The sequence below is a fragment of the Bathymodiolus thermophilus thioautotrophic gill symbiont genome (assembly GCF_003711265.1).
Classification (GTDB): Bacteria; Pseudomonadota; Gammaproteobacteria; order PS1; family Pseudothioglobaceae; genus Thiodubiliella.
In genome coordinates this window covers 862,285-875,383 of record NZ_CP024634.1, presented here as the reverse complement: position 1 = coordinate 875,383, position 13,099 = coordinate 862,285, and the positions used below count along the sequence as shown (strand labels likewise).

The window sequence follows — 13,099 nt, the reverse complement described above, 5'->3', positions numbered from 1 at the left end:
ATTTAAACAGAGAGAATTTATGGCAGTATTAGAACTTAATAAAAGCAATTTTGACGACACAATTCAAAAAAATGACATTGTTGTTTTGGATTTTTGGGCACCGTGGTGTGGCCCTTGTAAGCAGTTTGCACCCACTTATGATGCGGTTTCTGAGAAAATTAGCAATGTAGTTTTTGCAAAAATTAACACTGAAGACGAGCAAGAATTAGGTGCACAATTTCAAATTCGCTCCATTCCAACTTTGATGATTTTTAGAGAACAAATTGCTATTTTTTCTCAACCTGGCGCATTGTCAGGTGCTGACTTAGAGGCGGTTATTAAAAAAGCACAAGAATTGGATATGGACAAAGTGCGTGAAGAAATTGCTAAGAATCAAAAAGACGGCTAGCCTAACTTTTGATAAGTTTCTTTATCAAACCCAACACTAACGCCACTTTCTGTTACTAAAACAGGGCGTTTAATCAGTGTTGGGTTTTTTAATGTCAGGGCTAAAGTGATGTTTTGTTTTTCCTCATCACTCAGATTGCGATAAGTCGTTGAGCGTTTATTAATGACTTTTTCCCAACCAACAGCATCAATAAAGCTTTGTAAAGTTTGTTCGTTAATTGGGTCTTGACGAAAATCAATAAATTCAAAATCAACGCCTTGTGTGGTTAGAAATTTTTGCGCTTTTTTAATGGTGTCGCAGTTTTTAATGCCATACATTTTTATCATAAAAATCCTTTATCGTTTAAATGGAGGGTGATTAACCTTGGAACGCAACCAGTTAAGGGTTTTAAAAGTTGGCTCATGGTTAATAAATTTGAGCTCCAACTTGCGCTTGCCTGGGAATTCCAATAAAAACAAACCCAATAAAATAGAAATAATACCCTGACCGGGAGTTACCAACATAATAATACCAGCCAGCAATAACACCAAACCAACGCTTGTTTTGATAACAACAATCAGCAAGCCACCAATCCCTTTAGTCTCAACCTTGCACTGCTTGTTTTGCACAAAATAATCCACAGGAATTTTACTGAGTAAAAATGGCATTGCCACAAGACTAACAACAAAAACAACCGCTGAAATAACGCCAACTATTATTAACCATTCCTCGTACTCAACAAGCAAACTGTTAATAAAATCTAACATTCTAATAAAAAAGTAACTGGACCATCGTTGGTCAGCGACACTTGCATATCAGCACCAAAAATACCGCTGGCAATCGGTGTGTGAACTTGCTTAATTTGACTCAAAAAATAATCATATAAAATTGCTGCTGGTGCGGGCGGTTTCGCCGTAGAAAAACCAGCACGGGTGCCTGATTTGGTATCAGCTGCCAAAGTGAATTGAGAAACCACAAGCACCCCGCCGTTAATATCAGCGACCGATAAATTCATTTTGCCATCATCGTCGTAAAACACTCGGTAAGCCAATAGTTTTTTAATCATTTTATCAATTTGCGGCTTTTCGTCTGTTTTTTCAATGCCGATAAAAACTAAAATACCTTGTTTGATTGCCCCTGTTATACTGCCATCCACCTCAACTTTAGCACTACTAACGCGTTGAATGAGTGCTTTCATTATTTGGATAAATAAGTAATGTCGGCAACCGACAAGAACGCTTGCCTTGTGTCCTTAATTAACTTCAACCTTTGGTGTCTGATTTTTAAGTCTTCATCGTTAACCATAACATTATCAAAAAAATCGTCTATCACGGGTTTGAGTTGTAGAAATTCTTTTAGAATAATTGTGTAATCATTACTATTTGTGTTCACTCTTTTCACGGCATCATAAAGATTTTGATCGTATTGAGTGGAAAAGTTTGTATCTGTTTCTTGCAACGCTTCATCTTTTAAAATATTTTTAATGCGCTTATTAGCCTCTACCAAAGACTGGGCGTTTTCATCTTGCATAAACACATTGAGTGCTTGAATGCGCAAATGCCAATCATAAACAATATAGTTTTTTGGTATTGTAATACCATCATCGGTGGAATGTAATACTGCTCGAGCGATGTTTTTTTCGATATTTTGCTCTTGATAATAAGCGGATAAACGCTCGGCAATAAAATCACAAATTTCACGCGCCAAAACATCATCAAATTTATACAATTCAGCCGACTTATGTACCAATGTCAATAAATCTAACTGTGATTCTGATTCAATCATCATCCGCAACAAACCTAGTCCAGCTCGTTTTAACGCATACGGGTCTTTTGAACCAGTTGGTTTGTGGCCAATGCCATAAATACCAACAATGGTATCAACTTTATCAGCAATTGCCACACTTAACCCCTCTTTTGTAGAGGGCAATGCATCACCTGCAAATCTTGGGTGATAATGCTCGCTAATTGCTGTTGCTACTGCCGAATCTTCGCCATCATTTTTAGCATAATAACCGCCCATCACGCCTTGTAAATCTGCAAATTCGCCCACCATTTCTGTGACCAAATCAGTTTTTGCCAACAATCCTGCACGGGCGCTGTGTTTTTCATTGGCACCAATGACGCTGGCAATATAAGTGGCAAGTGATTCAATGCGTTTGGCTTTGTCGCCCATTGAGCCGAGTGATTTCATGAACAAAACACTGTCTAATTTTGTAAGTCTGGCGGCTAGAGAAATGGATTTGTCTTGTTCCCAAAAAAATTCTGAATCGGTTAATCGTGGTCGAATAACACGCTCATTGCCATCAATAATCACTGATAAATCACTCGATTCAATGTTGGCTACCGAGATGAAAGCGGGCAACAATTTGCCGCTGTCATCCACCATGTGAAAATATTTTTGGTGTGCTTTCATTGCTGAAATTAACGCCTCTTCTGGCACTTGTAAAAACCGCTCATCAAACACGCCAGAGAATGCACAAGGGTATTCTACCAAAGCACAGACTTCCTCCAACAAAGCTTCGTCAATCACGGCAGTTGCGCCTTTTTTGCTGGCTTCTTGGTTGACTTGTTGGCGAATGGTTTCCTTGCGCAAATCAAAATCTACTTCAATTTGTGCTTTGTCCATTAAAGTTTTTTGGTAATCTTTGGCGCTGTCAATCGTAAATTCTTGCTCACCTGTCCAGCGTAATCCTCGAGTGCTGTTACCACTTTCAAGCCCCATAATATTTGCCTTTACTACCGTTCCTTCTAACAACATAAGCAGCCAATGCACAGGGCGTACAAAGGTAAAATCTGAATCTCCCCAGCGCATTGCCCGGGTAATTGGTATTTTTTTAATCGCAGTATCTACCACTTTTGCTAATAAATCTTGTGTTTTCAGGCCTTTTTTCTCTTGGGTGAAATAATAATAATCCGTGCCATTAAGGTCTTTTTGCGTTAAATCTTCTTTGCTCACGCCACAAGATTTTGCAAATCCTGCTACTGCCTGCTCAGGTGCATTTACTGCTGGACCCTTGCGCTCAATGGTTTGATTATGTTGTTGAAGTTGCAAGTTATGCACCAAAACTGCTAAACGCCTTGGGGTGGCAAAAGTTTCTGCCTTGTCAAAAGACAAATTTAATTCAGTCAATTGTTTGGTTAGATTGTCGCTTAGTGCGTTTGACAATTGTTTTAATAACTTAGGTGGCAATTCTTCGGTGCCAAGTTCTAATAAAAAATCTTGTGTGCTCATATTATCTAATTATTTGAAATCTCAATTTTCCATCTTTTAAATCAATCATTACCGAATGCGACTGTAATTTGGCTGGCACAACATCAAACCGCTTATAAATGCCTGCAATAGAAATCAACTGCGCTTCAAATTCATTGATAAAAATCGTGGCTTTTTCATCACCATCAATACCCGCAAATACCTTACCTTGTACAACTTTGTAGGCAGAAATAGAGCCGTGTGCTATAACTTCTCCATCGGCTTTAACTGCACTCAATAACACCAAATCACTGTTTTTGGCGAATACTTGTTGTGCTGATGCAACTTCATCTTCCGTAATTTTAGGTAAACGATATTCTCTATGGGGTGTGGGTTTTTCCTGCTCGCTGGGTTTGGCTTCCTCTGGTTCTTTCGATGGTATAACTGCTTTATCAAACACCGCCAAACCTGCAAACTTAGCAAAATCAATCAATTCTTGTACTGGTGAGCGAATGCCGATTGCCACCATATTATTTTGTGTCAATATCTCTATCAATACCGCCAATTCATTGACTTGAAAATACTTGTTTTCAATCTCTAAAACAACGGGCGCTTGTTGAAATTTACCTTTGCCACTTTCTGTTAAATTGGCAATTTCCTCAAACAACCCATCGGTATCTTTGCCCAATACTTTAAGTGTATAAAGCGCTTCGTTTTGAATTTTTACTTCAATTAAATCGGTCTTTTCCATTAGTCTCTCCAGCCTTGTGTACAATCTAAAAAGTGCCACACTCGTTTCATTCCTGTGTCACCACTGAGCATTAACTCTAGCGGTGCTTTGTGTTTAAATTTCTTCACTGCTCGTTTTAACCAAATTGCTGCATATTCACGATTGGTCGGATAAGTTGTACCCAAAGCTTCGTGGATACCTAAAACCATCTTGGCTCGTTCAATTAAAACTTCATCAAAATCAAACGACTTGTCGCCTCTGCGATATAAATACAAATGTCTAGGCTTTAATGACAAACCCAATAAAGTAATTTGCTCTTGGTCTGTTAATTTCCAACCTTCCATCACTTGGGTCAAGCGAAAAGTAAGTTGGTTTTGTTGCTCTTCTGTCATTAATTTACCTTAAAGTGAAATATTATTTCTCGGTCAAATACCAGTTTATCAGGCGCTTCTGGCAAGGGAGAGGCTTTTTCAACGGCTCGTATAATAGCATTCTTAAAAGATTTTTCCCTTCCCTTGTTACTGACGCTACAAGATTTCAAAGTAACATTTTTCACATAGCCGTTTTTATCTTGCAAAAGAAAAACCAAACAGCCCCAATCGTCCTGTGCGCCTGTATAGCGCCAATTTTCCTTCACTCTGGCGGCAATTTGAGTAATGTATTGTGCCTTCAGTTCTTCTAGGATGCTTCTCCGTGCTTTTTGTCTTCTTTGGTCTTCTGCTAATTGTGCTTTTTTAGCCAAGTTACGATTTCTTTTTTCTAATTCAAACTTTTTGATTTCGGCTAGGCGTTTTTTGATAATTTTTTGCCTTCTCTTTTCTTCTAGTTTGGCTTTTTTTGTGGCTAATTTTGCCTTCTTTTGGGCTTTTTTTCGTTTTGCTTCTGCAATGGCTTTGGCTTTTCTCTCTTGTTTAACTTTAGCCTTGAGTTTCTTTAAGCGTTGTTGTTCTTTGTAGCGTTCTTTTTCAATGCGCTTTTCCGCTGTTTTTAATCGCTTAATGCGTGCTTTTTCTTGTTTAACTTTTTTGGTTTTTATTCTTCTTGCTTTGTCCAAAGCAGATTGAGAGATAATATATTGTTTAAGTTCTATTTTTTTCTTTTTGTTGCTGACACTCGGTACTGCACTTCGTTCTTGCTCTTGTTCTTGTGGTGCTTGCGCTGGTGCCTGCTGTTTTTTAATCTGAACGGGTATTGTAACGGTATTGATTTTTTTTATTGGCTTTTTTTCTGGCGATGCCTGCTCCCAAAATAAAGCAATCAACAATAATAAATGAATAGCCACTGAAAAGCCAAAAGCAACAGGATGTGCTTTGGCTATTTTGGGTGCCTTGTTTTTTAACCAATATAAATTCATCTGCCAATCATTCCCACGCTTTCAATATCCGTATTTTTTTGAATAAATTTCAACAACTCAACATACTTCTCAAGTTTAACACCCTTATCGGGTCTAATTAAAACCTTTAATTTTAAGTTCGAATTTAATTCCATCTCCACCTTAATTTCTGCAACAACCTGCTCTGGAGTGGCAGGAATTTTTGATGCCCCAATATACAATACCCCATGTTTATCCATGGAAATAATCACTGGTGCAATATGGGTTAACTCCAACACATCAACATCGTCCATCAAAGCCAAATCAACCTCAATCCCCTGCTCAATAATTGGCGTGGTCATCATAAAAATCACCAACAGCACCAACATCACATCAATATACGGCACGATATTGATATTGGCATCAACATTGGCACGGCTGCGTTTAGGCAAAGTAATCATTTTTGTCTTTGGAATACAACAAACATTTTTTCAATAAAAGCACTGTATTGATTGTCAATTTCCCCGACTTGAGAAATAAGACGATTGTAAGCAATAGTCGCTGGAATAGCAGCAAATAAGCCAAAAGCAGTAGCAATTAACGCTTCGGCAATACCCGGTGCAACCACGGCAATACTCGCCTGCTTAACCGATGCCAAACCAATAAAAGAATGCATAATGCCCCACACGGTACCGAATAAACCAATATAAGGACTAGAAGAAGCAATCATTGCTAACACGCTTAATCCGCTATCCAGACGATCAATTTCATCATTTGCTGTGGTGTTCATTAGACGATAAGCACGCTCGGAATTTGCTTGATTTTTGCTTGTGGTTGAACGGGTAAATTCGCCATAGCCTGCGGTAAAAATACCTACCATTGCACCTGAATATGGCAATTGAGACTTTAATTCATCTGGGGTTTTGTTGGTTGAAAAATGCTTAAGAAATTTTTTAATATCGTCCTTAGTGTCTATTAAAATTTTCTTTTTCGACAAAATAATCGTCCAAGAATAAATACTCATGACTGCCAAAACTCCCATTACCGACTGCACCACTAAGTCAGCCTCAATGATTAAACTCAAAATACTAATACTATCGTCCATTTATCTTTCTCCAAAAAATGATTATTTTACCTTCTACTCACTGTCCATTAAACAAATCTACCACTGAATCAGGACTCTTCAAACCCAAATGTGCATACGCTAAATGGGTTGCACTTCGCCCCCGTGGCGTACGCATAATAAAACCCTGCTGAATCAAATACGGCTCCACCATATCCTCTAAAGTGCCTCGTTCCTCTCCAATTGCCGTTGACAATGTGTCCAATCCTACTGGTCCACCACCAAATTTCTGTGTAATCATTGACAAATATTCTCGGTCTAATTGCTCCAAACCTAATTCATCTACTTTTAACTCACTCAATGCTTGTCGTGCAATCTGTTGATGGACAAACCCATCGGTCTTAACATCTGCAAAATCACGCACTCGACGCAACAAGCGATTGGCAATTCTAGGCGTGCCACGAGAGCGTTTGGCAATTTCCAACGCACCCTTATCTTCTATTTCAATACCCAAAATACCAGCAGAACGCTTAACAATCGTCTGCAAATCCCGCACTTCATAAAACTGCAATCGTTGCACAATGCCGAATCTATCCCGCAGTGGCGAAGTCAGCATACCCGCTCTCGTAGTCGCACCAATCATAGTAAATGGAGGCAAATCTAATTGCACTGAATGTGCTGCCACACCTTCTCCCACCATAATATCCAACTTAAAATCTTCCAAAGCAGGATACAAAATCTCTTCCACCACAGGGTTTAAACGATGAATCTCATCAATAAACAACACATCGTAAGGCTCAAGTTTGGTCAACATCGCCGCTAAATCCCCTGAGCGCTCTAATACAGGGCCAGAACTCTGTTTCAACCCTGCGCCCATTTGATTAGAAATCACATTCGCCAATGTCGTTTTCCCCAAACCGGGTGGCCCATAAATCAAACAATGATCCAATGCATCGCCCCGCTTCTTAGCCGCTTCAATAAATAACGCCATTTGAGATTTGACATCGCGTTGCCCAATATATTCAGACAATAACTCAGGGCGCACTGAAGTCATGACAACTTCTTCGTTTTCTTGGATTTGTCCGCTGACTAAGGAATCTTCTTCTATCATAATGGTCTCATTTTAACCGATTAACTTCTTGTAGCAGAAGTTTGATTTTCAGGTGTTTATTTGAATGGCTTAAACGAATAATTTTTGGATAGCCAATGCCATTCAATATCCGATGTTTTTTTGTGCTAATGTGCCAGCCTTCTATTGTGTTATCGTCATACTTAAAAACGATATTTGCCAAGGCACTTATTGGAAAATACCAGCCCAATTCAAGCACCATCCACTCTTCCAAAGTTTGATAAGTAGGCTCACCATCAACCAACAAGCCTTGTGCAGTTTGTTTTACTGTTGTTTGCCCAAATCCAAACGCACCTGTTAAAGTTAGTTGGTTGTAGCCATTTTGGTGATTAAGTTTAAAATTTGCTGCTTCGCTTCCCCTCTTATTGGTAACACTAATACGCCCTATTATTGTCCATGCATTTGGTATACTGCTTGAATAAACAACTTGCTCGGGTTGTGTTGGCGTCAGCAAACACCCTGATAAAAACGAGACGAGCAATAATAATGCGGATATTTTCATAGCGGTGTATTGTAATGGCAAACAAGTCCCTTAGGGTATAATCAGGTGTTTAATTTTTTTACTCATTTCAAATGTCGTGCATTGCAATTTTAAGTGTTAATCATCAACTTGCGCCCGTTTCTGTGCGTGAAAAAGTTGCATTTGCGCCCAATGGATTGCCCGCTGCATTAACACAACTTAACAAGGTGAAAGGCATTGAAGCATGTGCCATCCTCTCTACCTGTAATCGTTCTGAAATTTATGCCATTATTGACAGTGACAATGGCAAAAAAACATTGAGTAATTATCTTGCCAATGTCCATAATATCGATAGAGTAGAAATCAACCCTTATTTGGTTTATTTTGAAGAAGATGATGCGCTACAACATATTTGTTATGTGGCAACAGGATTGGACTCTTTGGTATTAGGTGAGCCGCAAATTCTAGGGCAACTTAAAGATGCTTATCACGCTGCTAAAGAGGTGGGTACGCTGAATAAATTATTAGAAAAACTTTTTCAACATGCTTTTTCAACGGCCAAAAAAGTAAGAACCGATACAGAAATAGGCTCATCAGCCGTATCGGTGGCTTATTGTGCGGTCAAACTCAGTGAGAAAATTTTTGCCGATTTGTCCGAACAAACGGTAATGCTCATTGGTGCAGGCGAGATGATTGAGTTATGCGCCCAGCATTTGAATCAAAAAAGCGTTAAAAAAATGATTGTCGCTAATCGCACCATTGAGAATGCCAAAAAAATTGCCAATTTATATCAAGCAAAATCCATCAGCCTAAAGCAGTTTTCATCCGTTATACACGAGGCTGATATTATTATCTCCTCCACCGCTGCAAGTGTGCCAATCATCGGCAAAGGATTGATTGAAAGCGCACTCAAACTGCGCAAACACAAGCCAATATTTATGCTCGATATTGCTATTCCCAGAGACATTGAGCCAGAAGTTGCACAACTTGACGATGTATTTTTATACACCATTGACGACTTGCAACAAGTGATAGACAACAACCTTAACAACAGGCAAAAGGAAAAAGCATTGGCTGAAGAAATTGTCGTCATTCAAAACAAAAAATTTAAAGATTGGTTGAAAAAACTGCCCAATGAGCAAGTGATTCAAACTTATCGTGAAAATGCCTATAAAATGAAAGGCGTGGCTGTTGAGTCGGCACTCAAACAGCTTAAAAAAGGTAACGATGCGGCAACCGTTATTCAACAATTGGCTGACCAACTCACCAATAAGTTACTACACGCGCCATTTAATAACATCAAACAAACAGATGCACAGCAACTGAGCCAATGCCAAGGCTGTATACCTAAAAATAAAAAATTATGAATGCTTCTATTAATGCCAAACTTGAACAACTTTCTATGCGCCTTGAAGAAATAGGGGTAATGCTGAGTGACCCCGAAGTCTGCGCCAATCAAAACAAATTTCGTGAATTGTCCATTGAGCACGCACAACTAACCCCCATTAACGAACAATTTGAACAATATTTAAGCACACAAGCAGATATTGAAGCCGCCAAAGCAATGCTACTTGAAGATGACGACGACATACGCGCCATGGCAAAAGAAGAAATTGCCGAAGGCAAGGAAACTTTGGAACAACTTGATTTAGAACTAAAAAAATCACTACTGCCAAAAGACCCAAATGACGCACGCAACATTATTATTGAAGTCCGTGCTGGTACAGGTGGCGATGAGGCATCTATCTTCTCAGGTGATTTGTTTAAAATGTATACTCGTTATGTTGAAAAACAAAAATGGCAAATAGAAATCATGAGTTCCAACGCTGGCGAACACGGTGGCTTTAAAGAAATCATCGCACGCATTAGTGGCACAGATGTTTATTCAAAACTCAAATTTGAATCAGGCGCACACCGTGTCCAGCGTGTACCAGAAACCGAATCACAAGGCCGTGTCCACACTTCCGCTTGCACTGTAGCCATTATGCCAGAAGTTAAAAATATCGAAGAAGTTGACATTAATATGAGCGATGTGCGTGTTGACACTTTTCGTGCCAGTGGCGCAGGCGGTCAGCATGTTAACAAAACCGATTCTGCCGTGCGTGTTACCCACCTCCCAACAGGTACTGTGGTTGAATGCCAAGACGGTCGCTCACAACATAAAAACAAAGCGCAAGCAATGTCCGTATTGGCCTCACGAATCTTAGATGCACAACAACAACGACAACAAAAAGAACAAGCCTCAACACGCAAAGAACTGGTCGGCAGCGGTGACCGATCACAACGCATTCGCACCTATAATTACCCACAAGGTCGCATTACCGACCACCGCATTAATTTAACACTATACAAACTTGCTGAGATTATGGAAGGCGATTTAGAGTCCATCATTGAGCCGTTAATTGTTGAGCAACAAACCAATCAACTCAGTGAACTAAATGACGCTTTATAAGTCCCCTGCATTAAATATAGGTGTTAAACAAAAGACAAATTTTATTCCATTGTAATTTTTTATAAAACTTATCCTGGTAGGACTAATATTTACTGGAGTCTCTTTAAGAGACCTTTGTATAAATATGGATGATTAGCAAAATTCAATTTTTGCCCACTTAGTAATTTTATTAAACCTTGTCCTAGCAGGGCTAAGGCTGGGTTTAAAAAATTACTAAGTGGGTGAAGAGTGGATTCTTGATGGTTATTTATATTTATGCAAGGGTCTCTTTAAGTTAATCGCTTGCTTGGAAACAACTGCGAAGCAATAAACAAAGCACCCAGTGCAATGACAATCGTCGGCCCTGTTGCAATGTCATAATGCATTGAACCACTCAACCCAATCGCCACAGCAACAACGGAAGTAATCATAGAAAACAAGACCATTTGCACTGGACTACGAGAGAAAACCCTGGCAATTGCTGGCGGAATAATGAGTAACGAGGTAATAAGCAACACCCCGACAATTTGCACCGACACCGACACCGTAAGTGCAATCATCAACATAAACAACAATTGATACCTTAATTTATTAAGTCCACTTGCCACACCTAAATCTTCATTTAAGGTTAGCAACAATAACCGTTGCCAAAAGACAATAAGCAGCGTACCCACCAACACAAGAACGGCATAAATCCAAGCAATATCTTGATTTGTAATAGACAAAATATCACCAAATAACAATGCAAAATAATCGGTATTTGCACTGCCTACCAATGCCAAAATTACCACACCAAGTGACAAGGAAATATGTGAAAAAATACCAAGGATAGCATCGTTAGATAAAAACTTTCTTTGCTGCAAAACAACAATCAATATGGCAAATATTACCCCAACAACAATCAGCCCAAAATGCAAACCTAAGCCACTTACCAATCCCAAAGACACCCCCAATAAAGCAGAGTGTGAAATAGATTCTGAAAAATAACTCATACGCTTCCAAATAACAAAACAGCCGAGAGAGCCTGCAATAATTGAAATGCCAATGGCCGCTAAAATTGCTCTAAGAATAAAATCCTCCACTAATTTATCCTATCACTGGCAGTCTTGACAAAGACCGTATAAATAGAGGCAGTGGTCAGTGAGTTGATAGCCATATTTTTTTGCCACATCATGCTGATGTTGCTCAATAACCTCGTCCGAAAACTCATCAATTTTGCCACATTTCACACACACCAAATGGTCGTGATGCTCTACATTGGACAATTCAAAAACACTTTGACCATTGTCAAAGTTGAGTTTATTCACCATACCCGACTCTTCAAACTGTGTCAAAACACGATAAATAGTTGCCACCCCCACTTCTGCATTTTGCATAATCAACGCACGGTAAATATCCTCAGCGCTCATGTGATGATTCTCACTGGTTTCTAAAATTTCTAAAATTTTAAGTCTTGGTAAGGTAACTTTAAGTCCTGCACTTTTTAAATCTTGCGCGTCCATTGTGGGTAAAATGAGTTATTCAATTATCTTAACTATTTTAACCAATAAATGAATAAATTACTCTTAATCGCATTTTTATCTTTGTTTATCAATGCTTGCACATTTCCAACCTATGTTTCCAACCTATTACCAACGCCCTACAGGGCTGATATTCACCAAGGTTCGGTCTTAAACCGCTTCGATGTTAATCGATTAAAAACAGGTATGTCAAAGCACCAAGTGCAAGATATTATCGGCCATCCAAGCGTTATCGACCCCTTTCACAAAAATCAATGGGATTACATTAACTATTCTAGCCTTGGTTCAGGAAAAATTATTAATTACCGCTTAATCCTAACATTTGCACAAGAAAAATTAACCAACATCGATACCAACGGCATTGGCTCCCTACCCGCATTAACTTTTATAGAAAAGGTCGCAGAAAGCAACCGCATAAACGATGAAAAGGCAACCATAGCACTCGCTAAAGAACAAGCCAGAATTGCCAAAATAGCAGCCAAACGCATCGCACAAGAAAAAATAGAAGCAGAAAAAGCCGAAGCATTAGCAATAAAACTGGCTCAAGAAAAAGCACAAGCAGAAGAGGAAAAAGCCAGAGTGGCAGCCATAAAACTTGCCAAAGAAAAAGCCGAAAAAATCAAAATGGCTCAAATAGAAGCCGATCGTCTTGCGCAAGAAGAAGCACTAAAAACAACCCAAGCCAAAATCGCCCAAAATATTGCACTTGCTCAAGAAAAAGCATTAAAAGAAAAGCAAATTCAAGAAGACAACAAACCTTGGTATCAACTTTGGTACCAATTTATACGCCAGATCTGGTAACGCTTTATAGCAAGGCTTTTACATAAAGATAAGCCATCAGCAAAACCCACTTGGCAATCTTTCCAGTAATATCTGGTAGCCCTCTAGAAGAGTA

Annotated in this window: 17 protein-coding genes; 4 read left to right on the top strand and 13 right to left on the bottom strand. The window is 39.1% G+C overall.

What is annotated here, in order from left to right:
• The first annotated feature begins 19 nt into the window (after nucleotides 1–19).
• Complete coding sequence (trxA, locus tag MS2017_RS03185) at nucleotides 20–388, top strand: thioredoxin (protein WP_122952212.1); 369 nt, start codon at nucleotides 20–22, stop codon at nucleotides 386–388.
• Here trxA and MS2017_RS03180 read toward each other — a convergent pair.
• From MS2017_RS03180 to MS2017_RS03130, 11 genes are read right to left on the bottom strand one after another with little or no spacing between them, the layout of a single operon-like run.
• Nucleotides 385–714, bottom strand: a complete 330-nt coding sequence (locus MS2017_RS03180; RefSeq protein ID WP_122951237.1) for an arsenate reductase — start codon at nucleotides 712–714, stop codon at nucleotides 385–387. The genes trxA and MS2017_RS03180 overlap by 4 nt on opposite strands.
• A gap of 9 nt (nucleotides 715–723) precedes the next feature.
• On the bottom strand, nucleotides 724–1,134 hold the full coding sequence (locus MS2017_RS03175) for a PGPGW domain-containing protein (protein ID WP_122951236.1): 411 nt from the start codon (nucleotides 1,132–1,134) through the stop codon (nucleotides 724–726).
• Nucleotides 1,128–1,565: a D-aminoacyl-tRNA deacylase gene (dtd, locus tag MS2017_RS03170; protein ID WP_122951235.1), complete on the bottom strand. Its 438-nt coding sequence runs from the start codon at nucleotides 1,563–1,565 to the stop codon at nucleotides 1,128–1,130. Before dtd ends, MS2017_RS03175 begins: the two co-directional genes overlap by 7 nt.
• Nucleotides 1,565–3,601 carry a glycine--tRNA ligase subunit beta gene (gene glyS, locus MS2017_RS03165; protein ID WP_122951234.1) on the bottom strand — a complete coding sequence of 679 codons (2,037 nt, stop codon included), beginning with the start codon at nucleotides 3,599–3,601 and terminating at the stop codon, nucleotides 1,565–1,567. The genes dtd and glyS overlap by 1 nt, the downstream gene beginning before the upstream one ends.
• Nucleotide 3,602: 1 nt before the next feature.
• Nucleotides 3,603–4,310 carry a septum site-determining protein MinC gene (minC, locus tag MS2017_RS03160; RefSeq protein WP_122951233.1) on the bottom strand — a complete coding sequence of 236 codons (708 nt, stop codon included), beginning with the start codon at nucleotides 4,308–4,310 and terminating at the stop codon, nucleotides 3,603–3,605.
• Complete coding sequence (locus MS2017_RS03155) at nucleotides 4,310–4,681, bottom strand: antitoxin Xre/MbcA/ParS toxin-binding domain-containing protein (protein ID WP_071564774.1); 372 nt, start codon at nucleotides 4,679–4,681, stop codon at nucleotides 4,310–4,312. The genes minC and MS2017_RS03155 overlap by 1 nt, the downstream gene beginning before the upstream one ends.
• Nucleotides 4,681–5,643, bottom strand: a complete 963-nt coding sequence (gene tolA / locus MS2017_RS03150) for a cell envelope integrity protein TolA (RefSeq protein ID WP_071564773.1) — start codon at nucleotides 5,641–5,643, stop codon at nucleotides 4,681–4,683. The genes MS2017_RS03155 and tolA overlap by 1 nt, the downstream gene beginning before the upstream one ends.
• The gene (locus MS2017_RS03145) at nucleotides 5,640–6,062 is read right to left on the bottom strand and encodes a biopolymer transporter ExbD (protein ID WP_122951232.1); all 423 of its coding nucleotides are present in this window, start codon (nucleotides 6,060–6,062) and stop codon (nucleotides 5,640–5,642) included. The genes tolA and MS2017_RS03145 overlap by 4 nt, the downstream gene beginning before the upstream one ends.
• On the bottom strand, nucleotides 6,059–6,706 hold the full coding sequence (gene tolQ, locus MS2017_RS03140) for a protein TolQ (RefSeq protein WP_071564771.1): 648 nt from the start codon (nucleotides 6,704–6,706) through the stop codon (nucleotides 6,059–6,061). Before tolQ ends, MS2017_RS03145 begins: the two co-directional genes overlap by 4 nt.
• 37 nt (nucleotides 6,707–6,743) lie before the next feature.
• On the bottom strand, nucleotides 6,744–7,775 hold the full coding sequence (ruvB, locus tag MS2017_RS03135; protein ID WP_122951231.1) for a Holliday junction branch migration DNA helicase RuvB: 1,032 nt from the start codon (nucleotides 7,773–7,775) through the stop codon (nucleotides 6,744–6,746).
• A 7-nt stretch (nucleotides 7,776–7,782) separates the two neighbouring features.
• On the bottom strand, nucleotides 7,783–8,295 hold the full coding sequence (locus tag MS2017_RS03130) for a lipoprotein insertase outer membrane protein LolB (protein WP_122951230.1): 513 nt from the start codon (nucleotides 8,293–8,295) through the stop codon (nucleotides 7,783–7,785).
• 71 nt (nucleotides 8,296–8,366) lie between these two features.
• Between MS2017_RS03130 and hemA the strand changes: the two genes are divergently transcribed.
• Nucleotides 8,367–9,620, top strand: a complete 1,254-nt coding sequence (hemA, locus tag MS2017_RS03125) for a glutamyl-tRNA reductase (protein ID WP_122951229.1) — start codon at nucleotides 8,367–8,369, stop codon at nucleotides 9,618–9,620.
• Nucleotides 9,617–10,705: a peptide chain release factor 1 gene (gene prfA / locus MS2017_RS03120; protein WP_071564767.1), complete on the top strand. Its 1,089-nt coding sequence runs from the start codon at nucleotides 9,617–9,619 to the stop codon at nucleotides 10,703–10,705. Before hemA ends, prfA begins: the two co-directional genes overlap by 4 nt.
• 269 nt (nucleotides 10,706–10,974) lie before the next feature.
• Here prfA and MS2017_RS03115 read toward each other — a convergent pair whose 3' ends face one another.
• Complete coding sequence (locus MS2017_RS03115; RefSeq protein WP_071564766.1) at nucleotides 10,975–11,766, bottom strand: metal ABC transporter permease; 792 nt, start codon at nucleotides 11,764–11,766, stop codon at nucleotides 10,975–10,977.
• A 12-nt stretch (nucleotides 11,767–11,778) separates the two neighbouring features.
• Nucleotides 11,779–12,186: a ferric iron uptake transcriptional regulator gene (gene fur, locus MS2017_RS03110; RefSeq protein WP_071564765.1), complete on the bottom strand. Its 408-nt coding sequence runs from the start codon at nucleotides 12,184–12,186 to the stop codon at nucleotides 11,779–11,781.
• Nucleotides 12,187–12,234: 48 nt separating this feature from the next.
• Here fur and MS2017_RS03105 point away from each other — a divergent pair, with 48 nt between their 5' ends.
• Complete coding sequence (locus tag MS2017_RS03105; protein ID WP_071564764.1) at nucleotides 12,235–13,005, top strand: outer membrane protein assembly factor BamE domain-containing protein; 771 nt, start codon at nucleotides 12,235–12,237, stop codon at nucleotides 13,003–13,005.
• The last annotated feature ends 94 nt before the right edge of the window (nucleotides 13,006–13,099 follow it).